General features: G+C 60.9%; 20 protein-coding genes. 2 read left to right on the top strand and 18 right to left on the bottom strand.

Going from position 1 to position 25,766, the window contains the following annotated elements; translation table 11 throughout:
• Nucleotides 1-24: 24 nt before the first annotated feature.
• Nucleotides 25-1,578, top strand: a complete 1,554-nt coding sequence (locus AC07UK_RS33060) for a phage integrase family protein (protein ID WP_494687687.1) — start codon at nt 25-27, stop codon at nt 1,576-1,578.
• A 2,641-nt stretch (nt 1,579-4,219) separates the two neighbouring features.
• On the opposite strand, the gene AC07UK_RS33055 is transcribed toward AC07UK_RS33060, so the two are convergent.
• Together AC07UK_RS33055 and AC07UK_RS33050 are read right to left on the bottom strand one after the other, a co-directional pair.
• Nucleotides 4,220-5,206, bottom strand: coding sequence for a ParB/RepB/Spo0J family partition protein (locus AC07UK_RS33055; protein WP_494687686.1), 987 nt, complete (start codon nt 5,204-5,206; stop codon nt 4,220-4,222).
• Nucleotides 5,207-6,403, bottom strand: a complete 1,197-nt coding sequence (locus tag AC07UK_RS33050) for a ParA family protein (protein WP_011154286.1) — start codon at nt 6,401-6,403, stop codon at nt 5,207-5,209.
• A 1,351-nt stretch (nt 6,404-7,754) separates the two neighbouring features.
• Between AC07UK_RS33050 and AC07UK_RS33045 the strand changes: the two genes are divergently transcribed.
• A complete protein-coding gene (locus AC07UK_RS33045) occupies nt 7,755-9,122 on the top strand; it encodes a replication initiation protein (protein ID WP_494687685.1) in 1,368 nt (455 codons plus the stop codon).
• Between the two features lie 98 nt (nt 9,123-9,220).
• On the opposite strand, the gene AC07UK_RS33040 is transcribed toward AC07UK_RS33045, so the two are convergent.
• The 16 genes from AC07UK_RS33040 to AC07UK_RS32965 form a co-directional block, all read right to left on the bottom strand.
• Nucleotides 9,221-10,462: a helix-turn-helix domain-containing protein gene (locus tag AC07UK_RS33040; protein ID WP_494687684.1), complete on the bottom strand. Its 1,242-nt coding sequence runs from the start codon at nt 10,460-10,462 to the stop codon at nt 9,221-9,223.
• 431 nt (nt 10,463-10,893) lie between these two features.
• Entirely contained in the window at nt 10,894-12,600 is a 1,707-nt protein-coding gene (locus AC07UK_RS33035) for an ATP-dependent helicase (protein WP_494687683.1), read from the bottom strand.
• Nucleotides 12,590-12,760: a hypothetical protein gene (locus AC07UK_RS33030; protein WP_494687682.1), complete on the bottom strand. Its 171-nt coding sequence runs from the start codon at nt 12,758-12,760 to the stop codon at nt 12,590-12,592. Before AC07UK_RS33030 ends, AC07UK_RS33035 begins: the two co-directional genes overlap by 11 nt.
• A gap of 96 nt (nt 12,761-12,856) precedes the next feature.
• Nucleotides 12,857-14,059, bottom strand: coding sequence for an RNA-guided endonuclease InsQ/TnpB family protein (locus AC07UK_RS33025; protein ID WP_494687681.1), 1,203 nt, complete (start codon nt 14,057-14,059; stop codon nt 12,857-12,859).
• Between the two features lie 151 nt (nt 14,060-14,210).
• Nucleotides 14,211-15,062: an ATPase gene (locus tag AC07UK_RS33020; RefSeq protein WP_494687680.1), complete on the bottom strand. Its 852-nt coding sequence runs from the start codon at nt 15,060-15,062 to the stop codon at nt 14,211-14,213.
• 78 nt (nt 15,063-15,140) lie between these two features.
• Entirely contained in the window at nt 15,141-15,758 is a 618-nt protein-coding gene (locus tag AC07UK_RS33015; protein ID WP_494687679.1) for an IncC plasmid conjugative DNA transfer DtrJ family protein, read from the bottom strand.
• Nucleotide 15,759: 1 nt separating this feature from the next.
• Complete coding sequence (locus AC07UK_RS33010) at nt 15,760-16,005, bottom strand: hypothetical protein (protein ID WP_494687678.1); 246 nt, start codon at nt 16,003-16,005, stop codon at nt 15,760-15,762.
• Nucleotides 15,977-16,483, bottom strand: a complete 507-nt coding sequence (locus AC07UK_RS33005) for a hypothetical protein (RefSeq protein ID WP_494687677.1) — start codon at nt 16,481-16,483, stop codon at nt 15,977-15,979. The genes AC07UK_RS33010 and AC07UK_RS33005 overlap by 29 nt, the downstream gene beginning before the upstream one ends.
• 6 nt (nt 16,484-16,489) lie before the next feature.
• Nucleotides 16,490-18,346, bottom strand: a complete 1,857-nt coding sequence (gene traD, locus AC07UK_RS33000; RefSeq protein ID WP_494687676.1) for a conjugative transfer system coupling protein TraD — start codon at nt 18,344-18,346, stop codon at nt 16,490-16,492.
• Between the two features lie 4 nt (nt 18,347-18,350).
• Complete coding sequence (locus AC07UK_RS32995; RefSeq protein WP_494687675.1) at nt 18,351-19,637, bottom strand: TraI domain-containing protein; 1,287 nt, start codon at nt 19,635-19,637, stop codon at nt 18,351-18,353.
• 2 nt (nt 19,638-19,639) lie between these two features.
• Nucleotides 19,640-20,626, bottom strand: coding sequence for a TrbL/VirB6 family protein (locus tag AC07UK_RS32990; protein ID WP_494687674.1), 987 nt, complete (start codon nt 20,624-20,626; stop codon nt 19,640-19,642).
• 10 nt (nt 20,627-20,636) lie between these two features.
• Nucleotides 20,637-21,386 (bottom strand): conjugal transfer protein TrbJ, encoded by a 750-nt coding sequence (locus AC07UK_RS32985; protein ID WP_494687673.1) that lies wholly within the window; start codon nt 21,384-21,386, stop codon nt 20,637-20,639.
• Nucleotides 21,387-21,422: 36 nt separating this feature from the next.
• Nucleotides 21,423-23,870: a VirB4 family type IV secretion system protein gene (locus tag AC07UK_RS32980; RefSeq protein WP_494687672.1), complete on the bottom strand. Its 2,448-nt coding sequence runs from the start codon at nt 23,868-23,870 to the stop codon at nt 21,423-21,425.
• A complete protein-coding gene (locus AC07UK_RS32975; RefSeq protein ID WP_479944815.1) occupies nt 23,864-24,193 on the bottom strand; it encodes a conjugal transfer protein in 330 nt (109 codons plus the stop codon). The genes AC07UK_RS32980 and AC07UK_RS32975 overlap by 7 nt, the downstream gene beginning before the upstream one ends.
• Nucleotides 24,194-24,199: 6 nt before the next feature.
• Complete coding sequence (locus AC07UK_RS32970; RefSeq protein ID WP_494687671.1) at nt 24,200-24,550, bottom strand: TrbC/VirB2 family protein; 351 nt, start codon at nt 24,548-24,550, stop codon at nt 24,200-24,202.
• 15 nt (nt 24,551-24,565) lie between these two features.
• Entirely contained in the window at nt 24,566-25,615 is a 1,050-nt protein-coding gene (locus AC07UK_RS32965; RefSeq protein ID WP_494687670.1) for a TadA family conjugal transfer-associated ATPase, read from the bottom strand.
• Nucleotides 25,616-25,766: the final 151 nt, after the last annotated feature.

Here is a 25,766-nt window from a genome sequence, read left to right as displayed (position 1 = left end):
TAGATCAAGCACTTAGCGCTGCCTATGGCTCAGGATCCCAATACTCACGCGGTCACCAAACTCACCCGCACCGAATTTGCCGTAGTCCGGGCCTACGCGCAAGGCATGCGGCCGGTGGACATCGCCAACCGCTACTTGGTGGACCCGGATGAGGACGAGCACCTGAGCGAGGCCCAGGCGATCCAGCGCATCCTGGCCTTGCGCGACCGCCTGGTGCAGTTCGCCCTGCAGCATGGCCAGCCCGAGATCGCCAGCATGTTCGAAGCGCTACGCGCGCGTTCCGATGTTGGCATGACCCGGCGGGTAGACGCCGTGTCGGCGCTTGAGCAGCTTGGGCAGAGCTACCCCCAGCCACAGCACGAGGTGTCGCTTTGGTTCAAGCCGAGTCTGGCACGCCGGCTGGTAGCCGCCAATATCCGGCGGATTGAGGACCTGACGTCCTTGGCGAATCGGCGCGGCAGCAGTTGGTGGCGCGCGGTGCCACGCATCGGCGCGCAGTCGGCCGAGGTCATCACGCACTGGCTGGTGCGCCAGCGCCCGGCCATGGGCGCCGCGGCGGTCAATGCTTATGTGCTGCCGCCTGCCGCCCATGCCCACCGCGACGCGCTGGTGCCGTTGACCTTGGCCCCTGGGATGCCGTATCCGGTGCCACTCGAGCATATGCTGGTGCCAGCCTCAGATACCGCGGCAGGGCCGGCGCTCGCCGCCGATCTGGCGTTCGTACGCGCCTGGCTAGAGGACCGGGCGCCACATACCCGCAACAGCTATCGGCGCGAGGCCGAGCGGCTGCTGTTGTGGAATGCGGCGCGCAAGAAGGGGTTGAAGGCGTTGGAGGCCTGCGATCTTGAGTCATATGAGGAATTTCTAGCGGATCCTCAGCCGGCGGCGTTCTGGTGCGGCCCGAGCGGGGCGCGCGACAGAATGCACTGGCGGCCTTTCGAAGGCCCGCTGGGGACCAGTTCGGTGGCGGCCGCCCTACGGGTTGTTCGGGCGCTGCTTCGCGCATTGGTCAAGGCCGGTCATCTGGCGAGCGCCCCGCTCGTCCCAAGGCAAGCCGCCGCCGCTGCGCCGTCTGCGCTGCGCGCACCGTCCAGCCAACCCGACGTGGAGGCCTTCCTTGCCTGGTTGGGGGAAGCACGGCACGGTCCGCGACATCGTGCTGCGCTGGTTGCAGCCCAACTAATGCGCAGCGCAGGCTTGCCACTGAGCGAGCTGGCGGTGCTGCGCTGTGCCAGCTTGCAATCCAGCGCCGGCGGCACGGTATTGCAACGACAAGGTTCGCGCCAGCAGGTGGTGACCCTTGATACCGCCGTCCAACAGGCCTTACAGGCGCATTGGGCCGACCGCGGTTGGCCAAACATGATGCCGCCGGCACACGCAGCGCTATTAGCCCCGACGGCACAGCCTGCCACCTTGCGCGGGCGTAATAAGCAGCTTGCGGGCGTGGCGGCCGGCTATTCCGCCAGCGGCCTGGATCAGCTGCTGCGTGCCTTGTGGCGGCGCTTCTGCGATCAGCGGGGGCGGCCATCGGACGGCTTTGCCCCCGGACAGCTTCGCACCCGCGCCAGCCAGGCCTGAGCTGCTAACGCCGGGACGCCAACGCCAACCGACCTTAGCCTTGCGCGAAGCGGGGGCGTTCCTCCCTCTCGCTCGGCCGGGACCTTGAGGGAAGGCCCTTGAGTTCGACACCACGGTTTCCTCAGAGAAGCCGCCCAATCGCGCTGATAATCGCCCCCGGCGCCAATCCGGATTCTGCTTCATCCTCGGCTGTAGCGGAGACTCTCCGACCACTACCTAGTGAACGGACGGCTGCAATTCCAAGCCCCCTCCCGAAGTGTTTTTTCTGCTTTCGCGCATTCAGCTCCGCAGCCCTTCGTCATCCGAATGCGGCTTCGCCGAGTATGTCGAGATGGCCAATGTCACCAATATTGGCCGAACGTCAAGCCTGCGCCAAGGGCAAAGTCACCGAGATTGTACGAACGTCAGTTTTGCCTGCGACCACCGAAAAGGTGGCCTTGTAGCCTGCCCTCATTGCCCATTCTCGCTGTGGTTAGGTCACCAAATTGTATGCAGCACGATAGGCGGCCTCTCGTAAGGTCACCAATATTGTTCCGTTCCGATGCTCCCCAACAGGCAAAGTCACCGTCAATTGTCCGTTAGCGGCAGAGTCCGGCGCTAAACATGCCGCGCACAGGTCTTACGGAAGCCTTGCCACTAGGATTCGTACAATCTTTGTGTCCTTTCTGTTGGCCTTGCGCCATCGCGTCGCGGGATCCCACGAAGGTATGTGTCTAATCGGCGAGACGAAGCCGGGGGCATGCACGCTCTGTGTGAAGTGAGGCAACTCATTTAGAGGTGTGGCCGCGGATGGCATAGTTCGATTCCGCAGCTTGCGGCACTCGCGTTCGATCGGTGGTTCGCTGCCAATCAGGCTACGCAGGGTACCCCTGCAAGGGTAGCCCGAGAATGCTCCAGCAAATCGTGTCCCTCTAAGCCCCGACGCGTCGTTGTCACGGTGCCATTTGTATCGATAGCGACCGTCGTTCTGTCTCGAGGTGGCAGCCCGCGCGGATAGGAGCGTGTTAGCGAGCGTACGCGCAAAAGATTGCTAGGACTACAAGAGCCTTCCGGCAGCGCCGTTGCCCCGCTGGATCAAGTCAAGATTTGTGCGTAGTTCGCGGCGGTTGCGCCCAGCTCGAAGGGCCGCTGTCTCTCCAGTCCTGGACGGGCGCCATTCCGATCAAGTGCTCCGTCTTAGAGTGGCCGTCCACGTGTGATACCTGGGAAAGATTCATGGGCGACTGCCACGGACCAGCACTTGGCAGTAAAGGAATTCGAAATGGCAATGGACAAGGCAAACTCCCTGCTCTGGGTTTTGGAGATTGAGGCGCCAAGCGCATCGAGCAATGGACTCAAGCCATCATGGAGCAGGAGAGACCATCTGGTATCTGTTGGCGCGGGGCACGCGAAAGCTGTGGCGTACCGCTTGCAGCCAATGAGGTAATTGACGGCAACCTGTCCAGTTGGGAAGGCCGCACCCACAACTTCGAATCCCCCTATGAGGGCCGGCGGTCGGCGTCCGCCTTAATCATGTCGCATTCTTTCTGGCGACGTGTTCCCGGCCATCAGCGCGATCTTGCGCCGCAAAGCTATTGCTGCTGTCGTTTTGCAGTGCTTGCCCGACAAGGGTCCCTGTGAGCGACCTCCATCGACGCCCATAATGCGCTCGCCCGAGGTATCGACGGGACGAGCTCAGTTGCGTTCCAAGTCAGAACGCGGCCCCCCACGACCCGCCTTTGTCGGGTGATGCTGCGTCAGAGCTTTGAGTTCGTGTTCCGAGTCGGAACACGAAGCCTTCGAGAGGACTTAGTCGGAAGCGTTAAACATCTGGGGGTTCTCCTGTTGGCGGCCCTTCGTAGCCGGGAGTCGCTTGGGCAGGCGATAATGCTTTTGTTGATATCGCGGCGTTCCGAGCCGATCTCCACCAGGAACGGAACGGTCAGGTTGCTCACCTCAGAAAGTCAGGCGAGTGCGCAATCGGATCGGCGTCAACGTTTTTCCTACGATGGCGTCTAGTTGGCGTGCGTTTGCTCCGAGGCTCCGATTGCATCCAGATGCTGCGTGAGCGTCGGGCAGTTGTCGTGATCGGTAATGCGTCCGCTCAGTTCCTCACGAAATTCGGCGCTCTACCTTCTGGCGGTTGCCTTTGGCCAGAGCGGCAAGCGGCAGCTGTACTGGGAGATGTCGCACATGAGCTGCCTGCGGGTACGCGGATTGCGCAGCTTCTGAATGGCCGCCGGCGGCACGAAGCTCGACCGGATCAAGCTATGGGGGGGCAGATCAGCAATCCGCGTCGCGCGTTGACGTCGCTCTTGCGCCCAGGCACGCAATGTATGTGCAGGTTTAACGTCAATTCGGAGCTGGCTTCGACGATGGGGTGCGCCGGCTGCCAGTGCACCCAGAGGCTTCGTTGACCGCATCGGTGCAGCCGTTCGCATCCTTTGGGATCGTGTGCTTGATGACGTCGTGTTCCGACTCGGAACACGATGGCACGGGTTGTCGATGGATCCACTTGCACCGTTCGCGCCGACAAACTCCGCTTCTGACAGGGCCACGCGGAATTCAGACCGCGTCTGTATAAGAACGAGACTCGTGTTCCGACTCGGAACACAAAAAAACCCCTCAATGAGGGGTTCGAATAGTTTGGAAACGACAACTGCTAGCGTTGCGGTCCTCCGTCAAAAAGTTCGTTTATAACCGTCCGTATCCGCTCCTCTTGAGCGGCAGTCAGGACAGCACTCTTGAGCTTTACGGTAAAGCTCACGGAGTCCTTGGTTATGCTGCCGGCCTGAGTCTTACCGGCATAGACCTTGTGAATGTCACGCTGGGAAGTTACGGGCGTCGCTTCGCGACGGAGTAGCGAAGCCTCCAGCAGCTTGGCGAACTTCGACTGCTCAAGGCTACCGTCTACAAGTTGCTTCCACACCTCGCGAGCCACCGCTAAAGCTGGCTCGCCATGCTTCTTGAGTACGCCGTAGGTGTCACTTGCCGCAGTACCGCTGAAAAGCGAAGGGTTCTTCTCCAGATCTACACGGATGAATTCGGGTAGATTGTCGAAGGCAAAATAGCGATAGAGTGTGCTCCGGCTCATCCCCATGGATTCAGCCATCCGCTTCCTGTCTGGAAATTCCTTCTCGACACGGCGCATCGCCTTGCCAATTTCGTAGTCGGTGAGGTCTTCTCGGCTGACATTCTCGGCCAAAGCGAGGACGGCCATATCTGCATCTGACGCATCCGTGATGAGCGCCTTGATTTCTTGCAGACCCAGCACCTGGTGAGCGCGCCAACGGCGTTCGCCGGCAATCAGCTCGAAATAGGATTCTTCGTTCTCCGGCGTGACTCGTCGAACGAGAATGGGCTGCATTAGGCCCAGTTCCTTAATACTCTCCGCAAGCTCAGTGAGACTGCTCTCATCAAACTTTAACCGCGGCTGCCAGGGATTCGGCCGAATCTTCTCGACCGGAACGGTGCTTGCAGCCCCTTGGGACTCCAATTCTTGAATCCGAAGCTGTGCCGCACTCAAGGCCGCCATCATCCCTGGTGCAGTCTTCGGACGGTCTGCAACTTGGGGGGCGATCTCCACTTTGATTTCATTAGCAGGAGTCAAATTTGCGGTTTGCTCCAGCATGCGCTTGCGCATATTCATTTAAGCGTCCTCCCACTTTCCGGCGTAAAACTCATCCACCCAACGGCAATATTCGTCGAACGGAATCCGCACACGCTGGAATGTCTTGTTGCTGCCCTCGAACTTACTAATGTCGAAGACCGTCGCAAGTGCGAGAGCCCCGTTACTCATCACGGAGCTCGCCGGCACTTCAATTGGGCTCATCCAATCGCCATAGGCCCGTTGTACCCAGGAGCGAACTATCGGAGCCGAAGACGCTACGCCATAGTCAACCTTCGAAAGCAGAATGCTCACAAAGTCGTAGGTCTTGTTTCCTTCGATGTTCTTGAAGCTGTCCGCCATGTCGGAGAACAGACTCCAGAACGATACCGAGCTAATGAAGTCGAGACTCTCCGGCACCAAAGGCATCACCATGGCGTCAGCAGCCATCAGGCCGTTGATAGTCAGGTAGGATAGCGAAGGCGCCGAATCCAACACGATATAGTCGTATTTTTTTCGAAGCGGCTCCAAGCCCTTACGTAAAAGCGTCCAGAAGCGATAATTCGCCGACTTGCTTGCCATCGCCGGGATATGAAACTCGGCGGAGAACAAAGATGGATGCGCAGGGATGACATCAACCCCATCCCAATACGTCTCCTGAATGACGCTCTCAAGTGTAAAGTCTTCAGGGCTGTAGATGTACGGCAGAACGGTGCTTTCCTCGACAATCATCTTCTCGGCATACAGGCCGCACAATTCAGTCAGCGATGCCTGAGGGTCCAAGTCAACCAGCAGCACCTTGCGGCCGCGCAAACTCAATCCCTGCGCCAGGCACATACTCGAAGTCGTCTTGCAGCTACCACCCTTGAAATTGGCAGAAATCAGAACGCGGCCATCCGCTTCGCCTTTTCTTAGTAGCGGGGACGGCTTCACCTGTGAAGCTTGTTGAACCCACTTCCGAGTCTCACCAAGCGTAAATTGGCGTACGCGCCCATGAAGCTCACCCGCCGGAAGTGTGCTCCCGTCTTTCGTTGCCAGATAATGAAGCCGCGCACGGTCGATGCCGCACATTTCGGCCACCTGGGTGGAGGTGAACGTGGGCGGACTCTTCCGAGGGCGAGGTGCCAGGATATGTTCGCGAAGTTCCTCAGTAAGTTTTTGAAGCTTCTTCGAAAAGTCACTCATTGAACCAATCGTGACAGTCCGGTCAATCTCGGTTAATTCGCTCTTCACCACCATATTCAACGTTCCATGTGAAATTCAGGATGAAACGTAGAATACTCGACCAACGGGGAAACTTCACGTATTTGTACGCACTTTTGGCGAAAAAGTGACGCCTGGAGGGGCTCTATGTGCGCGGTTCGCTGTATCTGATGAGGCCTGGCCCACCCAGAGCGTAATTCGCGTTGGACGAAAATATTGCCTTAAGCCGTCCCCTCCATAAAGACCGGCACGCGGGAGAGATCGAACGGCGCACCACGGCCGGTAAATCGATGGCTAATAGGCAAAGTCACCATCAATTGTACGAATTAACTGTTTTGTGGTTCTGCAGATTGGTGTCGGGCCGACAGCGGGGTTCTTTCCTACCCGGCAAAGTCACCAAAATTGTACGCATCGCCGTGCGGTAAAGGTCACCATGCTCCTCCGGGCGTTGCTCTCCCTTAGAACAACTGATGAAGACCGGCGACATCGGACACTACGGGACTACTTATCATCGGCAACTGGCAAAAAAAGGCCGGCACCTGTTGACAACTCCCTAGGTGACTGCGGCGCAATGTTCCATCAGCCAGTAACCAGTGGGAAACTCGTACAATTCTGGTGACCTTGCCCGACAGTTAGAGGCTCAGGTCGTACAAATCTTGTGACCTTGGCTCCCACACCGGTAACCGGACAGACAATTCTGATGACCTTGTTGCCCGTACAAGGGTCAATCCAGCGGTCTCGCGGCCTGTTGTTGCTGCAATTATGGACAATCTTGGTGACCTTGCTCCGTCAGCGGTTCCGTATCAAGCCCTTGCCCGCAGAAATACAATTCCTGTGACCGTGCGTCGTGCAAACCGCTCGCACATCCTTGTTGGGCTTGGCTTAGGCCCGACTCGAACAATTCTTGTGACCTTAAGGACAATTTCGGTGACCTTGTCAGAGCCAAGAGTCCATCGACCTGAGAGGCCCGGCCAAATCCGGTGTCCTTTCGACCACATCTAGTAACCTTGCCAAACAAAATCGTCGACCTTTGGAACAAGAAAAGTGACCTTTCCAAACTAAGTCGTTGATTTTATGGGGAAGCCTGCTGCCTCTAGTAAGTGGTGTTCTGTTTAATAAAAAAAACAAACTACCCACCCCACGCTCCTATAGACACCTCGCAAAGCGCGACACGTCGAACAACCCCACGGCAGGACCAAGTAACCGAGCCCAGGAAACCTCACCACAATTGTCCCGAACCGCGACGCAGACAAATTCCTCTTGCTGACCAAACTCGCCCACACCATCGCTATGACGCAAACCAGACGACAGGAAGGCAAAGTCACAAGAAATGTTTTGACTTTTCGACCTTTCACCTGCAACCTCCTGCTCGAAGGAGGGAAGTGGTATGGAAAGCGCATCGCAACAATTAGCCTTGGCATTGTTCGAGGACTTCGCTCCTCGAGGCCAGAGCGTCACGGAAGCACCCAAGGATTTGGGGTTCCGTCGCAGCAATGCCTTCGTCAAAATCATCGACCTCAGTCTGGCAGGCCGCCGTCTCATCGATGTTGCCTACTTTCTTGTAGCTGAAGACCAAGAAGTCCAGCGCGAATACCGGGTCGACGTCGGATTGTTCAAGTGGCTTCTGGCCACAACCAGCAACAACCGACGCCACCTTAGCAAGCTTGTTCGCGAAGCCCAGAAAGCAGCCATCGAGCTTAACGAGATCGACGTCGAAGACCCTTCCAAAGATCGCTGGGGTGCAGTGCCCCTAATGGGCTCAGCATTCATCGAAAAAGGGGAGTTCATCTTCGAGCTTCCTGAACGGCTACAGCGCGCCATCAAGAACCCAAAATCTTCCCACTTTCTTAGCCTGCGCTACGTATTCAAGTCGGTGCACTCTAAGGTCCTCTACGACCGACTACAACAATTCATGGTTGAGGGAATCACGCCTTGGTTCGAAGTTCAAGCCCTACGAGCTTGGTTAGAGTGTGAGAAGAAAACCTACGACCTCTTCAAGCACTTCCGAAGTAAAGTCCTTGAGGTAGCCATCTCGGAAATTCGCCAAGTGACCGGACTCCACATTGAGATGCTTACACTTAATGTGCCCGGTTCAAAGAAAATCGGCCAAGTCCGATTCCGATTGAACGCTACCGAGCAGCCCAACGAGCAAAAGACCGCGTTCATCGTGCTTCGCAACGTCTATGAGACGTTGCGCAAAGAGTTCGCACTCAACCAGTCCGAGTTCAACGAGATTATTACCAACCGCGACCTGTACAACGATGAGCGAATCCACCAGGCCATGGAGTACACCCGGCACAACGTGAAAGTTGGCAAGGTGAAGGTGCGAGCAGGTGGTTATTTCATGAAGGCCCTTCGCGAGGGCTACTTGCTTGGGGAACTCGACCGGCAGATTCATCATCAGTCGGCCATTGCGGAATCAACACGTAAGGCCGCTGACCAGGAGATGGCTGAGCGCGAGGCTCGCGTGAAGGCCGCTGGCGCGGAGCGCGACCAACGAGAAGCTGATTTCGGTTGGGAAGCTTACAACAAGCTGTCCACTGAGCAGCAATCGGACATGATCTCCGAATTTTGTCAGTCTCAGGCTGCCAGGCTTCTCGCGCGAAGACTTAACGTGGCGACCCTGAACGTCAATGAGCACATCAATGACCCTAATGTTCGAAGCATGTTTGGAGGCTTCGTCGCCAGTCGTGTGCACAAGGCGGCGAAGGCCGCCAAGCGAGTAGGTGGACCGGCCTCAGCAAGTCTGATTTGAGCACACCAGCGCTACTTCACCACAACTCAACGCCTGCTACCGCCCCGCGCGGCGGCATGCTTACAATCGCCGCACCTTGTGGTGCAGGGGCGCAATACTCAGGACAGGACGCCGTGCAGGGTGCAGGCAGCGGACTCATAATCCGCCACCGAGACAACACCGACCGTGTTGGAGGCAGGTCTCCCATCGAGGATGCTGCGAAGTTGCCCAATAGCTGCTTGTGCCACTGCCGGCGATGACCTTGCCGCTGAAGGGGGCTCGACGAGGGCACGCGTGAGCCCACGCGCTGCTTTGTCCATCTCGATAAGCCAGGCGCGCGCCTGGCCATGGCCTAATGAACTTCGGCGGCCGCTGGCCTCGGTTATTACGATCGAGGCCGAGTCCACCTCATAGATGCGCCCGTCGGGTGCTGGCACCCGTCTACCGCGGTACCGCTCAACGAGTTGGAAAACTTCCTGCCGGTCCTGATCGGCACGAGCGTCGGCTGCGTGTCTCTCATCTTCTTGGACCTTCTGAGTTCGGACGACATGGCCAAAATCAATAGGCTTTCCGATGAGCGACTTGAGGTAGGCGAACAGTTCCCGCCCCCGGAGCGCCCCGAGAGCATGGCCGGACGCCGAGACGACGTCCGAAAGTCGGTGGCCAGCTTCTCTCGCAAGACGCATAAGCATGAAGAGGGCTGACGTCTTCAGCTCTTGATCGCGGACGAGAGGCGCCAGATCAATGGGGACTGCCCGATCGTTAATTTGCACGAAAGCTCCCCGCCCGGGATGTTTCTTCGTAGAAGACTGCTGGTGATTGTTTACGCCACTCACCTGTGCGAGAGATGCAGCGCCGGACTGGGGCTCATCGTGGCCGGTCGGAGGTTCAGCGGCCCCAAGTTGCACGCCAGTAATTCCAATGCAATGGAGCAACTTTGCGGTGAACCGGATCCGACCAACGACCTCGAGTTGCGCTCTGGTGCGCTGCCGTTCACGCTCAATAAGCCCGGCATCTTCGAGTGCTCCGAGCGCCCGATAGACAGTGGCCTCGCTAATCGCAAGGTGCTGCGCAATCGTTGACTTCTTGATGAAGGCTAGCGCGTTAGGATTTTTTTGGTTCAGTGCGAAGCGGATGAGCGTGGCGAGAACTTGGCGACTAGTGATGTGCAAAGCCCGGAGCCCATCGGACTCGTAGACCAATGCGATCGCTCTGAGTATCCGAGCAGGCAGCCGCCCTGCATCGCACCTGGCTGACTTGGATTGCCGGCCATCGATAACAATCGAGGCTGCAGCATGCGACGCACCGTCGCGTGCTGTTGTTCTTTGGGCAATAGGAAGCCCCTCGAAGCCAAAATTCATCTTCGATCAACATGCTAATTTGTGGAGGGAGCATTGACAGCGAAGGGCGAGGCTTCGTAGACTCGAACTGTGTTAGAGGTCGGGTCAAGTGGGTTGAGAAGCCTGCCACCCTTTGGTCTATGCGGATGAAAAGCCTGGAGCGCCAACTCCAGGCTTTTTTTTGTTGGGGCGTGCCTACGGGCTCAACGACAACTCCTTAAGAATGCAATTGGTCGCGCTAGCTCCAGAAGGGTCCGCGCGAATAATATTGGACGCCTGCATGGCGCCGCAGGCATCGGCGACTCGATCGGCGGGCTCCATTCGCCGTGCGCCAACATTCGCCGGCGGCGTAATGCGGGGTAGCGTGCAGTACCTTCTTGTTTTCGACATCGGCGGCTGCAATTGCTCATCTCGTCGAGCAGTCTCTACTCAACCGCAAGACACGTACCAAGTCACCCAAGCTCGGCTTCAAGGATGAACCTGGAAGTCGGGTTCTTCTTGGTCATGGATACCCGTAGATCCTGCCGGGCACGCGTCACTGCTACGTAGAAGAGGCGGCGCTCCTCAGCCTCGGTGCTCTTCTCGTCGGGGACCACCGTCTCCTCCGCCCTGATAATCCAGACGCGGTCCCATTCGAGGCCTTTCGAGCTATGCATCGTCGTCAGCACCAGCGCATCAGGCGCCGGCTTGTTGTTGTCTCGCCGCAGGAATTCCAAGCGATCGGAGAAGGGACCGTTCAACCGCGACAGCACGTCATACGTCGTCGTGATGGCGCGGCGGGCCTGATCAGCACCTACGTGCTGCATCATCCACTCGTGCACACCCTCCAAAACTAACGAGTAGAACTGCCGGTCGCAGAGCGCGCGCCATTCAGCCAAACGCTTCATTAGCTCCCGATACTTGTCGGCCGAATTCTCGGAGAGACCCAATTCGACCAGGTCCTTCCTCTGATGCTGCCCGCCGGTGGTCTTGCCACTGTTGTGGAGTAGTCGCAGTTCATGCGTTCCGACACCCACGAACGAGAGCAATGCGTCGATCCCGGCCTTCCTAGTCTTCTGGACGAGTTCCAGAAGGTTGCACATCAGGGCACCCTCAGGGCGGCTGAGAATAGACTTTCCCGATGCCCTGAAGTATTTGATGCCGTGGGAGCGACAGACTGCCTCGACCGGATCGAGGATGCGATTCGTACGGGCCAGTATTGCCGCAGACTGGCTTTGGGAGAGCGCAGGCGCGAGGTGTTCCATTGCGGCGACTGCCTCGGCGTATTCGTCCGCAAACCTTTGGAAGGCTACATCGCCGCCTGGGCCTTTGTGAGCGACGAGGACTTTCGGAATCCGATCGCGGTTGTTGCGGATGATCTTGTCGGCAGCGCCAAGAATCTCAGCATGACAGCGATAGTTGTTGCCCAGCACCACAGGTTGCGCATCAAACTGCCGAATGAAGGACTCCATGCCACGGAAGCCAAGGGCCGACCGGAAGCCATAAATACTCTGATCGTCGTCACCTACGACGGTCACAATTGAGCCTGCGTGAGCATGGAGCGCGATCCACTGGTACTGCAGCGGATCGGTGTCCTGAAATTCGTCAACGAGCAGATAGGTGAGGGGGTAAGGCGCGATCGTGCCGCGCTGCATGCCTTCGACCGCCAAGCGCAGCATGTCCTGAAAATCGATCTTCCCATTGCGCTCCAGCGAATCCTGATAGGCGCGGTACAGGACCTCCTCGGTTGTCCCTGCCTGGACTTGGCCAAAGTTTGTCTTGATGGCCTCGATGGCAGTGATAGCGTCCTCTACCTTCCAGTCCAAGCCGGTGTCAGAAAGCGCCTGCGTAAGCAACCCGATGCGATCCCCATCGGTTGCAATATCGCGTCGTCCCTCGACCCCGCTGCTGAGCTGCTTGTAGGCGAGCGAATGGAATGTGCCCGCCATAAGCCGCTTCTTGGCGTTACCGCCAGCCAGCGTCGCAATACGGTCGCGCAATTCGACGGCGGCATCCTTGCCGAAGGTGACGGCGCCAACCTTCGCGTTCGGCTCTGACAAGAGCATCGCGGCCTTCGTGGCAATGGTCTTCGTTTTGCCGGCTCCCGGGCAGGCCACGGCAACGCAATGCCGGCGCAGCTCCACCACTTCGCGCTGGGCCGGATTCAGTTCATCGAGCATGGTTGAGTACCACGATATGATCTTCGACGCCGCGCCAGTGGATGCCCTCGGCGTCACGGATCACGATACTGCCGTTGCTCTCGTCATGCACGATTACGATGCCTTCGCCGAACGAATCGACGTCGGTCTGGAATTCCACGGTGGCGTTCTTCAGGCTCATAGGATGTTGACATCCTCCCCTCCCTCGGCCTTCGGCCGCCGCCTCTCAGCGGAAAGGGAGGGGATTCTTACCGCGTCTGAAACGATGATCGCCATCTCAGATCGCCTCGGTGGGTTCCTGCTTCGCAGAGCGGCCCAGCTGCACCGGCTCTCCACAGGCTGCAACGCGGTGCCCCCGCGCCAGAATGTTGATTGCGCCGACCACGTCGGCGTTTGCTTCATGCCCGCACTCGATGCAGTGGAACCGCGCCTGCGTGGTCCGGTTGTCCGCGCTCACGAAGCCGCAAGTCGGACAAGTTCTGCTCGTATTCGCGGGCGGCACAGTGATGAGCCAGCCCCCGTTCCAAGCCAGTTTGTAGTCCAATTGCCGCCGGAACTCAAACCAGCCCTGATCGAGAATGGACTTGTTAAGGCCGGACTTGGCCCGAACGTTCTTGCCAGGACTCTCGGCTGTTCCCGACACCGACTTGGACATGTTCCGCACCTGCAAATCCTCGATACACACCATCGCGTGGTTTTTGCTGATCGTGGTCGTGGCCTTGTGCAGGTAGTCGCGTCGGGCGTTGCTGATCCGGGCATGGATGCGTTGGATTCGGGCCTTGGCCTTCTTCCAGTTGCTGCTGAACTTCGTCTTACGGCTCATCGCGCGCTGTGCGCGGCGCAGCCTGGCTTCGTGTCGCTTAAAGCTGTTGAGCGGGGCCAGGAAGGAGCCATCACTCATCGTGGCGAAGCGGCAGATGCCAACATCGATGCCGGCAGCGCCCGTCGCTTGTGGCATGGGACGCTCGACTTCACGTGAAGTCTGGACCGAGACAAACCACTTACCTGCGCTCAGGCTAACCGTGGCATTACGCACTTCGCCGAGTATGAACCGACTATTGCGATAGCGTAGCCAGCCGAGCTTTGGCAGGAAGATCCGGCTGTTGGCCTGATCGAGCTTGATCTGCTTCGGGTCGGGGTAGCGGAAGCTATCGCGTTGTCCACGCTTTTTGAACTTCGGGAAGTCGGCTCGCTTAGCGAAGAAGTTGACGTAAGCCCGCTCCAGGTCCTTGAGCGTCTGTTGCAGCGGATGGGCGGGCGAATCGGAGAGCCATGCAGTATCCGTACTGTTGCGCCATCCGGTGAGCACCTTGCATAGCCCCGCGTAGCCGAGCCTCTTCTCGCCTTGTTCGTAACGCTCCTTCTGAAACGCCAGCGCCTTGTTGTAGACGAACCGGCACGAACCTGCGAAGCGGCGCATGTCCCGCGTCTGTTCGCCGGTCGGCATCAATTCGTACTTGAAGGCTTGGAGTCGTTGCATGATACAAATCGTATCAGGATTCATGCGTTGTCAAGGACGCCTGCGGCGTCCGCGCTATCCTTCCCCGGCCTGAAGTCCGGGGCTTGACGCGCATTCTGGTCAACCGGTTGGGATTGCGAGGGGGCCGCCGGCTAGCGGCGGCACGTCAGGTTCAGATGCCGCGAACAGTGGTCATCAGCTTCAGGTGGGTCATGTAGCTGCGCAGGCCGAGCGGGTGGAAGGTACGCAGGAAGCGCGCCACCTCGTCGTTGATATCGGTCTGGTCGCGGATGCCGTTCCACACCATGAAGTCGAACTGATCCATCGTGCGGTCAAACTTGGCCAGCACGCCCAGCACGCGCATCGAAAAGCGGGAATAGGCTTCGACAGTCAGGCTCAACGACGGCAAAGTGACTGTCGGTTCAAACACAATGTCGTTCTTTGCGCGCATGTCTGCTTCGCGCTGGGTGCGCAGAGCCTCGGCCACGCGCAACTGCTCGTCGACGTAGTCCTCCAGGCGCGACAGGGCGCTCTCGAAATACGCTTCGACGGTGGCCAGTTCGGCTTTGCTGTATGTAGCGCCGCCAAAGCGCTGCAGGTTGATGCTCATGCGGTTCATGAACGGCCACCATTGTTCGAACAATGGGCGCAGGCGGGTGTGGTTCAGCTTGATGGCGACCGGCACCACCGCGGCGCCAGCCAGTTGGCGCGTCAGGATCTGGACGCCGATCTCGCGGCGGCGGCGGACGATCGCTGCGCGGTCTTCCGGCTTCAGTTCGCGGAAGCGCTTGCGGGTGTTGGCAACCTCTGCCTTCTTCTCTTCGGCTTCCGCCGACGAGATCAGGCCCTCCTTGCGCAGCGTCTCCGCTGCAGCATCCATTTCCTGCAGTTCGCGTTCGAGCGAGCCATCGTCCGCGCCGTCGGTGACGCCGGGGGCCGCGAGAGCCAGTGTGTCGGTTTCAGCGGCGAGCGGGATGTCGTCCTGGACGGTGGCAACGGCGGCGGTGTCGGTGATGGTGGTCATGCGGTTTTCTCCTGAATGGACTCCCACGGGTGGGTGATCCGCGTTGAATGCGTGAAGTTGTGTTGAATGCGAGTACAGCTACCGGTTCACATGAAACGAGGCGGCCAGGCGCCAGGCAAGGGCACCGACGCAGGCCGCGGCAATCGTCCAGACGCCGGCCGGCAGCCACACTGGCAGCAGCAGGGCCGAAGCGCAGATCCCCAGCGCGATCAGCAGGCCGTGCGCGGCGAGGTGGAAGCCCAACGGGCTTGCGACCCCGGCCGCGGCGGCCCGGATGCGCCGCTGCACCGCGCCGTCGTTGAGCATGGCCGCCCCAAAGAAGAGGGCGCCCCATGCCCAGTTGCCGGCGACCGTTGCACGGTAGATGGCGCGGTATAGCTCCATCCAGAGGTGCCGCATCCACGCCGAGGCAATGCCGGCGGTGCCTCCGTCGCTGATGAGCGACTGGTTGGCAGAGCCGGCATAAGAGCGGCGGATTGCGCCAGAGTCGACAAACCACGCCCGGAACCGTTCGTTGGCGCGGCTGGCCAGGTCATCGGCCCGGACTTCCCCAAACAGTGCTTCGACCGAGGCCAGCTCGGACGTGTCGATCTCGAAGTGCCTGTCATCGGGCAGCATGGGCGCGAGCGTCGCCAGCAACACGGGCGTGACGATCAGCCACAGGCGCAGGTGGGAAACGAATCGGCTGTTAGACATATCAGCGCAGCATTGAATGGAGGACGAGGCACGGGATGGCGATGAACGCGAGCAGGCCACCCCAGAACTGGGCAGGGCGGTCCTGTTCGAGCTTCACCAGTGCCATCGCGAACGCGTGACGGCCCTGGGCGAACTGCGCCGGCACCGGTGCGTCAATGTCGCTGGCGCGCAACCATGTGCGCATTTCGGCAACCTCTTCCGGCGCGACGCGGGCGACCTTAGCAATGATCGAGCTGGCCAGTGACATCGTATTCCTCGAAATAGCGGCGGAAAGTCGGTCCCCTGAGGACACGGGCGGCGAGCTGGAAAGCGGCGCTGCGCGGCGTGATTGGCTCCGGGCAAGGCTCATCGACCATGCGGCACACATAGCCCGGAGCCTGGCGCGCTTCGAACAGCGGGATCGGTTCCAGGAATGGCGCCCAGACGACGTACTTCTCGCCCTTGAAGGCGGCATAACGCTTCGCATACAGCTCATGCGAGCGCCCGAAGAGGCCGCGCATGAAAGCGACATTGCCCGAACCGTCCTTGCGCTCGGCCTTGAATCCGGCCAGAGCATCCACCAGCATTTCCCTCACAAGCGGCTCGTCGCGCACGATGAAGTTCAGGCCGATGAAGTCCACGAGCCGCGTGCAGACGTCGTCGAGCTCGGGAAAGCAGATGAAGACGGGCGACAGCTTGGCCGAGAGCTTGTGCTCCTTGACGATCTGGCGAAACAGGCTGGTCATTGAAACTTATCCTTCGATGATGGGAATGCGACCCTGGTAGACGGCGCCACCGGAGACCCGCAGGAAATATTGGAGGTTGGGCAGCTGGGTAATCAGCCGGACCGGAATTAGGGGCACCTTCTCCAGTTGCCGCGAACGGGACACCGACCCGCTGAATTCGCCCACGTGGGCCTCACTGCCGGTGCTGGTGGTGTTGGACTGGACGATGTTGGTGATGCCGGTTTCGCCCACCTTGTCGGAGAACCACTGCGCCGTATCGGTGTCTTCCAATCGTAAGATGATCTGGTTGTTTAAGTTCGCCAAAACCTGCAGCATTTTTGCTGCGTTACCGAGTTTGGCCTCCAAATCCGACCGGCTCTGGAACGCGACGAAGGCCTTGAAGCCTGCGCCGCGCCCTTTGTTGAGAATCTGGATCACCTGTTCGTTGATGGCCTCGGCCACCTCGTCGATGACGAGCACCACGCCGGGCGGCTTGTCATAGAAGTTGTAGATGGTGCCTGCCACGGACGCGATATCGGACAGGATCATCGAGGCGATCGCTTTGGCGACGATGCTGTTGGACATGGAATCGAGCCCGACGCACAGCACGGCCTTCTGCTTGATGATCTTGTCGATGTCCCAGATTTCCCGGTCGTCCTCGAAGTCGTCGGCCTTCGGTGCAAGCATCAGGCCGGTCTCGCCGGTCGCCAGCATCTGCAGCAGCGGCAGTGCCGACGCGATGATGCGCATGTAGTGCTCGCGGTCATGCGTGAAGGTCGAGACCAGGCCGTCGAGCGATTCGTGGCCGCGCCCGTCGTTGGCAAAGCGCTGCAGGTAGAGCTGCACCATGCCGTCGAGCAGTGTCGCGCCGCTCTTCTGGCCAAGCTTCTGCATGAAGCCGTTGACCTCGTCCTCCCAGTCGGCCATGCCGGCTTCGGGGAAGAACCGCTTGAGGCAGCGCTCCAGCAGGCTGTTGATGCCGGACTGCGCGTAATTGAGGATCGAGCGCAGGTTGGGCTTGTCGCCAACATACAGTTCGCCCTTGACCGCACGGTCGATGAAGAGGAAGGCAAAGTCGCGGAACGGGCCTTCCTCCATCAGCTGCGCGATGCGGCTGGGGATTTCGGATGGCTGCGACCAGTTTTCCAACGGATTGAGGCGGATCGACTCGGACGGCGCGGCCTGCTTCCAGTACAGAAACTTGCGCCCGGTGCGTTCGCACTCCTTTTTGACGCGGTCCTTTAGGTCGCGATCGTTCTTGGGGTCGATGATGATCAAAACGTCTTCGGCGTTGTGGATCACCTGTGTCGCGATGACCTCATAGGTACGGGTCTTGCCCGCGCCGGTGGTGCCGCCAACGGCCGTGTGGCCGCCGAGCGCCTTGTAGTGCAGCGGCACGCGAACCTTCTTCGGTTCCATCCCGTGAATCCACGACTGGCCCTGCGGCGTCAGGTCGCGAATGCTATGGGCGGGGCCGAACCTGGCTTCGATGGCGCTGGCAACTGGCGCGGGCAGCCAGCGCGGCAGGCCCGGGATCTCAGTGGAAGGCATGCGCAGAATGTCGTGTGCGATCTGGCAATGCTTCTGCGTCCATTCGAAGCCTGTCCCGAGGTACATGGCGTCGTCGCTCTTGCGCAGCTGGCCGCTCTCTCCGAGCAACTGGTCGATGCGGATCTTGGCGAGCCACTTCGTGGAAATCGCCATCCGAAAAGCCAGCGCCCGCCATACTTGGGTGCCACGCAGCAGCAGCATGACAGTGCAGAGCGCGGCGAAGTAGCCCGCGTGCGGCATGCCCGAGGCAGCGATCAGCACCAGGCCCAGCGCCCAGCCGGCAGCGGCGCGGGCCTCGAACATGGGGCGGAAGTGATTGATATAGCGAACCATGGGATCAGGCCGGGGTGTTGGGACGGGGCAGAATCAGCGTGCCAATGCGCTCTGCGAGGACCAGGTCGGGCCCTTCGACCGCGTACAGCAGCGACAGCTTGCGCAGGTTATCGATCAGCGTGTCGCTGGCGATGCCGTAGTTGCCGATCATTTTCTTGGGCAGCACGAGGCCTTTTTCGGCCCAAGCGACCTTGATCTTGCCCGCCGTCACGTCCTGGGCGAGCGCGCGGAAGAATTCGCTCATCATGCGCGAGCCACCCAGCAGCACGGTGAACGGATCTGGCGTGTCGCGGCGTGCCCGGCCAAGTGCGGCGGCATCGATGGCGGCCGGTGCGGGCCCGCTTGGTGCTGACGTCGGCGGGGCGGTAGGGGCTGTGGGCGCCGTAGCAGGCGGCGGGCTGGCGGGTGTCGATGCCGCAGCCGGCTCGGCCGCGGCAGGGGGCTGGAACAGGGCCGCCGCGCCTGCCGCCGCGCTCAGTGTCGGCGCAACGGGCTCCGGGACCTGCGCGGTGAGGCTGGCTTTGGTGTTGGTGGTCTGCGCCCCGGGTGTGGGCGCGGCGGCGAGCTTCTCGGCCGACGGCGGAACGGTGGGGTCGGGGGCGAAGACGGCGCGGCGTGCCTTTTGCTCGTAGTCGCGGGCGGCAGCAACGGCCTGGCGCACGATCTTATGCAGCTGAGCCTCGAAGCCGGTCGGCATCGGGGCTGGGTTGATCGCGCCGAACAGCTCCGACAGCACCGGGCCTTCCAGCCACGACAACGATTCGGCGCCAAGAATTGAGCGGGCCAGTAGGGCGCTGCGCATGCGCTCCACCGGCAAAGCCACTTCCAGGCGGATCACACGGTAGGGGTTCCCCGCCAGCCACGGCTGAAACGCGCCGTGCGCGGCGGGCAACCACTGTTCACCGGTATCCTCGCGCACGAAATGGAAGTGCCGGCAGGGTTCATCGAGCCACGAGCAGCACGCGGCTAGGAAGAGCGCGTACAGATACTGCGGCTCAAGCCGGCGGCGACGCTCCGAGGGCTGGTCGGCGGCGAACTTCTGCCCGCCCGACAGGCGCATGGAAAAGTAGGCGACTTCGACCGTGGCGCGGAACGCACCACCGGGCTCGGAATGCAGCTCGGGCTGCAGCGGCATGGTGGAGAACCAGTTGGCGCAGGCGCGCAGCACCGAGAGCCACTTTGCGTCGAACTCGGCCGGGTTGGCCTCGTTGGCGTATTGGCGGATCAGGGCGATGCGTTGAGCGTGGGAGGCGAGCAGTGTCTCGGCGTCCTGGGGGAGGTGCTGGTTCATGGTCAGCCTGCGATTTTTGCGCCGAGTTTCCACCCGCCACGCGCCACGCCGGATATCGCTGAGCCGCCCGATGCGCCCGCGCCGCTGCCGAACACCGCGCCGGCCAGCTTCGGGATTTCCAGTGAGACCAGGAGGAGCATGATGGCCATGCCAAGGGCGTAGGCAGCCGCTGCGACGGTATCGGTACCGATATCGTTCATCTTGCTCAGGCTCGGTTCCATAGTTCCGCCGACCAGGTTGGCGAGGACCGCCGCGATGACGACATACATGCAGCCGCCGATCATGAAGTCGAGCCACGACATGAAGTAGCGTCGCGTGTAGTCGGAGAAGGCGAGCGCGACGGCGAGCGGGCCGAGCACGATGCCGACGGCGACCTGGATTTCGCCAAGCACCATGAAGAAGGCGTACACGAAGGCCGTCAGAGCCACGACCACGAAGGCGAAGAACAGAACCAATGCGCTTACGATGCCCTGCAGAAGTTCGCCGGACTTGAGCACGCGCCAGACCGCATCCCACAGCTTGCCGGCGGTCGTCGCCAGCGTGCTGGCGATGCTCAATTTGTCATCGCCGCTGAGGCTGGCGGCGAGGGTTCTGAACCACTCATACAGGCCCGACGCAAAATTGTCATAGGCAAGATAGATGGCTGCGAAGATACCGACCACCGTGATCGTCTCGATCAGATTGACCCATGCCCCGACGGGGTGCATCGCGCCCATGAAACGGAAGCTGGCGAGGGTCAGCGTGATGACCGCGAGGGCGAAGGCTAGCTTGTTGGCCTCGGGGGTCACCTTGTGGCTCAGGTTGATGGCGGAGCTAATCAGGCCGCTGGTGATGTTGGTCGTCTGATCGACCGCATTCTTTAGCCCCCGTTGCGCACTGTTGGTCGCGTCTGGCCCAGCGGCGGCGGTTTCGGCGAATGCCCCGTGCGATACCAGCCACCAGGCCAACACGCACGCCAGAAGTGCACGCAGAACTTGCTTCATCGACATAGTGCCAGCCTCAGCGCTTGCGGAAGACGCGGCTTTCCAGTTCGCGTAGCTGGGCTTCGCGGTCGCGCTGAAGCTTCTCGCCGGCGTCATTACGCTCGGTCTCCTGCGCATTGGCCCTCTGATCCTTGACGGCATCGGCCTCCGTTTTTGCGCCGATGAGCTGCAGCAGGTCGGCGTTCTGCCCGGACATGACGTCCAGCATCTGGTTGGTGAGCTGGGCGGTAGCCTGCGCGGTCTGATTCAGTTCCAGATCGGACTGCAGGTCGCGCCGGCGCTTGGCGAGCTTCTGGTTGTTGCTGGTTACGGCCTGGCCGAGCCCAAAGAGGCGCTTGGCCGTCTTGTCGCCGGTGTCGAGCAGCGTGCGCTGGTCGCGGAACCACTGGTCTGGCGACTTGCCGGAAGTTGCCATCAGACCCTGCACGTTGTTCAGGAAGTCGGCCGTGTCCGCGACGTTGCCGTACAGATCCTTCAGTGTCTGGCCGTAGCGCTGGTACTTCTCGATATCCTCCACGATGCCCTTTTCCTGCAAAGCCATTGACACGGCGTCAAGGCCAACCGCCTGCTGGAGCTGGTTGAGCATCATCTTGTTCTGGTAGACGATGTTCGTGTTTTCGTAGATCTCGGTCTTGAGCGCCTGCGAGGCGGTCATCGTATTCTTGATGAAGTTGGCCGCATCGAACACCGGCATGCCGCCGGCGTGGACCAGTGTCGAGGTCATGAGCGTTGCCGCTACCAGCGCGCTTGCGAAAGCTGCTTTCATGAGTGGGTGGTTCCTGAGAGTAGGGGAGGGAATTCGCTAGGCACGCGCCAGCACTTCGCGCACGTACCGGTCTTGCCAGTCGGGATGCCCGGAGGCGTAGTGGCGGTCGAGCACTTCCTGCGCATAGCCGTCCGAGCGCAGCATGGCGACCATTTCCTTGTTGAACGCGGTCTGCAGCATCCGGCTCTGGGTCCTGGTGGTCCAGTAGTAGTCCCGATTCGGCACCGCCTCGGCAAGCAGCTTCACCTGGTCGACGGTGAGGCCGAACACGTCGCAGTACAGCTCCTTGCTGGTGACGGCCTGGCTGTTGGGCAGGTAAAGGATGTTGGCGATGTTGTCCTTAAGGATTTCGAAGTCGGCCACGCGGGCAACTTGCTGCAGCGATTGCGTCGCCATCCAGATCGCGCCGTTGAGCTTTCGGATCGTAACGATCCACGTCTCCAGGCGAGCGTAGAAGCGCGGGTTGGTGAAGAAGAAGCCGGCTTCCTCCACCTCAATGATGGTGTAGCGCGTGCCGCCCATCGACTGGCTGATGCGATAGAACGCATAGTCCATGAAGAGGGCCGCGGCGCGCGGGAAGTTGCTGAACAGGTCACCCATCTCGATCGTCAGGTCGTCACTGACTTCGAAGGCGTCCTCGACGTGATCGAAGAAGTGCCCGTACTGTCCGCCCTGCACCCAGATCTGAAGGCGCTCGCGCAGCGAAGCGTGCAGCTGCGTGCAGAGGTTCGAGAGCGTCCAGCGTTCGCGCGGGAAGCGCGCAAGGATCTGCACGGCCTGATACAGGTCGGTGCGTTGCTGCGGCGTGACCCGGAACTCTTCATCCTCGATGGCGAGCACCAGCCAGTCGGTGACGTAGGCGTGGTTGTCCGGGTTGCCCAGCAATGACAGCGGATTGGTCTGCGTGGCGCCCTGGAAGCGCCCGGTCACGTCGACGAACTTGCCGCCGGCCAGCAGCGTCGGAATCCGGGTCGAGCGGTCCTTGTCGAAGCGGATGCGCCGCGCCCCCTGGCGGCCCGCCTGCGTGACGAGGAAGTTGAGCATGACCGACTTGCCAGCGCCGATCGGGCCCAGCACGAGCAGGTGCCCGTTGCCGCCCGGCTGGTGCAGGTCCACCCGTTGGGCGGTGCGATGGCGCGTCGGCAGGCAGGTCAGGGGCGGCGTTTCCACGCCAGACAGGTTGGTGAGCCAGTTGTTGCGGGTGGGGCCGGCCCGCACCGAGCGCAACGGGGCAATGTCTGAGACGGCCGGCGTTTCCACGAACTGCAAGCGGCGCTGCTTGTCCCAACGGCCGGGCAGGGTGCTGTTCCAGGCGGGCAGCAGATTGGCCTTCTCGCGGATCGGGCCGAAGCCAGCGTTGGTGATGGCGCCCACCACCTCGCTCACGGCATCCTCGCACTCGACCTCGGTGTCGCCGTAGACAATCACGGAAATATTGACGAAACCGTGTTGCTGCCCTTCGGCGGTCAGGCGGCGCAGTGCATCGCCCGCTTCGGCTGCCAGTTGCTGACGGCCCTCGTCGTTCTCCGCTTCCTCCTTGGCGGCCATCTGCTTGACGACCGACCAGAGGTTGAAGCTCGCCATCTTGTAGAAGCGGCGGATCTTCTCGATATAGTTGGTGGCCTTATGGGTGTCGAGGAAGCGATAGAGAATGCAAATATCCAGTTCGACGTCGAGTTGCGTAAGCACGTCGAGCGCCGCTTCCTGGAATCCCATCCATTCCTTGACGGCCACGATGGCGGCAAAGCGTTTGCCGTGGGCCGATTCGAAAAGCAGCTTGTCCGAGCCGCTGGTGACTTCCGACTCGGTCAGATGCGTGTCCAGCAGCGTCACAGGGAAACGCACGCGGCGCGGCGGCACGGTCGGATTAGCGGTCTGGTGCAGGGCCCCGAGGCTGTCCTGCATCGACAGGCGCGACAGGCCGAGCCTGCTCGCGCCCCCGGCGAAGGCATCGAGCATCGATTCGAAGCGCTTGGCGTCCGCCTCAGTGCGCTGCAGGTCGAAGGCGAAGGCATTGCGGGCCAGCAGCACGTCCTTGGCGGTCTCGAACGCAGCGACGGCGAAGTTCTTGGCCCCCACCGTCATGTGGTAGGCCATGCGCTCGAACACCTTGTCGATGCCGTTCTCTGGCGTGTAGGCCAGGGCGAGCGAGTGCGAGTTCTGGAAGTACCGGCCGCTGGCCATGTTCGCGCGGTTGAGCGCATCGAGCCGGGCGTCGGACGCGGCGGGGAAGGTGCCGCCAATGTAGTCGCGGGTACGACGGTGGCGCAGGCGCCACCACGCGGTCACGCGGCTGTCGAAGCTGCGGCAGGCCTGGTCGAGTTGGTCGCGGGCCGAGGAGACGTCGTGCGTGTTCGGGCTGTCCGCGTCGATGCCGTCGAACTCATAGGTGGCCAGCAGCGAGCCGTCCTTGTTGAGCACCAGGTCGGGGGTGACAAGCGTCATCCACGGTGCGATTTCTTGGATGGGGCGGCGTGTCAGCATGGCAGATCGCTATCGAAACCATAGGGGCGGCGAAAGCGCGGGCTGAACTTGCCATGCCACGGCGTCGACTCGTACACATCGCCGTAGTGGTTGTAGGCGTTCAGTACCAGGTTCCACCACGGGTCACTGGTGGTGAGCCAGCGCAGGAAGAAATGGACGCACAGGCCGAACAGGAAGAAGCCGGCCACCGTCCAGAAGCCGCCCGTGTAGGTGGCGTAGCACAGCAGGGCGGTGATCGTACCGTTGGCAATGGCGAGCCCGCGCACAGCCCCGCCGAGCATACGGGGCAGGGAGAGCGAGCGGCTGACGGCGTGCTTGCGCATGGTCGGTCAGCAATACTGGGTGAGACCCATGTTCTTGGCGATTGGGATGGCCGCTGCCGCCAGGCCGATGCCCATGATCGCCGTCATGACGACTTTAACGATGGTCGATTCAGAATTGGCAATGCCAATGGCGCCCAGGATGATGACCACCACGCCGATCACGAAGAGGACAGGGCCGCTGACCAGAGCCTGGATCGAGCAAATCATGTTGGTCAGGCCGCTGAACATGCCGAGATCGGCGGCGAAGGCGCTTTGCGCGCACAGGAGCAACGCGGCGCCCAACAGCAGGGCAGTGTGCTGGCTACGGGTGCGGGCGGCGCTGAGTGGCATTCCCGGTTGCGGATTGGATCGGAACATGTGGTTGAACTCCGGTTAGAAAACGCGATTGACGACGTAGTCGTTGTGTTTGAAGCCCTGGATCTCCAGGATCTCCGATACGTGCCGCATCTCGCCGGTGCGGCGCAGATGCAGGACATAGTGGAAGCATTCGGCAATGAGCTTGCGCATGTCGTCCAGCTCCCAGCGTGAGCCGGCCGGGATGCCGAGCATTGCCAAGCTCTCCAGCCTCGACAGGGCCGAGCGGGCGTTATTGGCGTGCAGCGACGCCATGCCGCCGTCATGACCGGTGTTGAGCGCCTGCAGCAGATCGAACGCCTCGCCGCCGCGTACTTCGCCAACGAGAATGCGGTCGGGACGAAAACGCAGCGACAGGGCGACCAGCTGCTGGGTGGTCACGCGGGTGTCGGCGTTGGACAGCAGGCGCACCTTGTTGGGCACCGCCAGCTTCAGTTCCATCGTGTCCTCGATGGACAGCACGCGCTCGCTGTGGGGGATCTCGGCCACCAGCGCATTCAGGAGCGTCGTCTTCCCCGACGACGTGCCACCGGCAACCAGGATGTTTTTGCGCTGCACGACGAGCTGGGTAAGCGCGGCCCTAAGCGCTTCGTCCTCCACTGGGCTGTCGAAAATTGGCACTTCGTCGGTGGTGTTGCGGGCCACGCGCGCGGAGAACGCGCCCATCTCCACATAGTCCGCCAGCGACAGGTTCTTCTCGCGATGGCGGCGGATACTGAGGGCGTTGCCGTCCATGGCGGTGGGCTGCATGACGGCAGCAATCCGCATGCCCTTGTAGCCGGCGTTGATGATGCCCTGGTCGGTGCCGCGCACCGCGGACTTCTGCACCGAGGCGGCCAGCGCCCGCACCGCGCCTTCGAGCATGGCAGGATCGAGCCGGATATCGAGCTGGAGCAACTCTCCGTGGCGTTCAATCCAGACGCTCTCGGCATGGTTGATCATGACCTCGGCAATGTCCGGCGCTTCGACGTACGTCTTGATGGGCCCAAGCGCCTCGAAGAACATCGCGACCGCGCTCGCTTCGAGCTGGTCGAACTGCAGGGGAGAGTGTGCGGCGGATGCAGACATGCCGCTATTGTTCTCGTTTGGCGTGCGCGTGTGCGGGCAAAAGGTATGCGATTTTCGTGAGCTTTCACCGGCCCTAAGGGAGTCATGAGGAAGCCGCGGCAGACAACTTAGGGGGCGAGCACATGAGTCCACCCTACTAGCGATAACAGAG

It is taken from the genome of Cupriavidus sp. GW821-FHT07C08, assembly GCF_059419025.1.
Note: the sequence above shows the minus strand (reverse complement) of the source record. Positions and strands in the feature narration are given on the sequence as shown.

What these genes read in the sequence shown, in the direction of transcription:
- AC07UK_RS33060 (WP_494687687.1), top strand. Translation starts at nt 25, where the DNA reads ATGGCTCAGGATCCCAATACTCACGCGGTCACCAAACTCACCCGCACC.
- AC07UK_RS33055 (WP_494687686.1), bottom strand. Translation starts at nt 5,206, where the DNA reads ATGAATATGCGCAAGCGCATGCTGGAGCAAACCGCAAATTTGACTCCT.
- AC07UK_RS33050 (WP_011154286.1), bottom strand. Translation starts at nt 6,403, where the DNA reads ATGGTGGTGAAGAGCGAATTAACCGAGATTGACCGGACTGTCACGATT.
- AC07UK_RS33045 (WP_494687685.1), top strand. Translation starts at nt 7,755, where the DNA reads ATGGAAAGCGCATCGCAACAATTAGCCTTGGCATTGTTCGAGGACTTC.
- AC07UK_RS33040 (WP_494687684.1), bottom strand. Translation starts at nt 10,462, where the DNA reads ATGAATTTTGGCTTCGAGGGGCTTCCTATTGCCCAAAGAACAACAGCA.
- AC07UK_RS33035 (WP_494687683.1), bottom strand. Translation starts at nt 12,600, where the DNA reads ATGCTCGATGAACTGAATCCGGCCCAGCGCGAAGTGGTGGAGCTGCGC.
- AC07UK_RS33030 (WP_494687682.1), bottom strand. Translation starts at nt 12,760, where the DNA reads ATGAGCCTGAAGAACGCCACCGTGGAATTCCAGACCGACGTCGATTCG.
- AC07UK_RS33025 (WP_494687681.1), bottom strand. Translation starts at nt 14,059, where the DNA reads ATGCAACGACTCCAAGCCTTCAAGTACGAATTGATGCCGACCGGCGAA.
- AC07UK_RS33020 (WP_494687680.1), bottom strand. Translation starts at nt 15,062, where the DNA reads ATGACCACCATCACCGACACCGCCGCCGTTGCCACCGTCCAGGACGAC.
- AC07UK_RS33015 (WP_494687679.1), bottom strand. Translation starts at nt 15,758, where the DNA reads ATGTCTAACAGCCGATTCGTTTCCCACCTGCGCCTGTGGCTGATCGTC.
- AC07UK_RS33010 (WP_494687678.1), bottom strand. Translation starts at nt 16,005, where the DNA reads ATGTCACTGGCCAGCTCGATCATTGCTAAGGTCGCCCGCGTCGCGCCG.
- AC07UK_RS33005 (WP_494687677.1), bottom strand. Translation starts at nt 16,483, where the DNA reads ATGACCAGCCTGTTTCGCCAGATCGTCAAGGAGCACAAGCTCTCGGCC.
- traD (WP_494687676.1), bottom strand. Translation starts at nt 18,346, where the DNA reads ATGGTTCGCTATATCAATCACTTCCGCCCCATGTTCGAGGCCCGCGCC.
- AC07UK_RS32995 (WP_494687675.1), bottom strand. Translation starts at nt 19,637, where the DNA reads ATGAACCAGCACCTCCCCCAGGACGCCGAGACACTGCTCGCCTCCCAC.
- AC07UK_RS32990 (WP_494687674.1), bottom strand. Translation starts at nt 20,626, where the DNA reads ATGTCGATGAAGCAAGTTCTGCGTGCACTTCTGGCGTGCGTGTTGGCC.
- AC07UK_RS32985 (WP_494687673.1), bottom strand. Translation starts at nt 21,386, where the DNA reads ATGAAAGCAGCTTTCGCAAGCGCGCTGGTAGCGGCAACGCTCATGACC.
- AC07UK_RS32980 (WP_494687672.1), bottom strand. Translation starts at nt 23,870, where the DNA reads ATGCTGACACGCCGCCCCATCCAAGAAATCGCACCGTGGATGACGCTT.
- AC07UK_RS32975 (WP_479944815.1), bottom strand. Translation starts at nt 24,193, where the DNA reads ATGCGCAAGCACGCCGTCAGCCGCTCGCTCTCCCTGCCCCGTATGCTC.
- AC07UK_RS32970 (WP_494687671.1), bottom strand. Translation starts at nt 24,550, where the DNA reads ATGTTCCGATCCAATCCGCAACCGGGAATGCCACTCAGCGCCGCCCGC.
- AC07UK_RS32965 (WP_494687670.1), bottom strand. Translation starts at nt 25,615, where the DNA reads ATGTCTGCATCCGCCGCACACTCTCCCCTGCAGTTCGACCAGCTCGAA.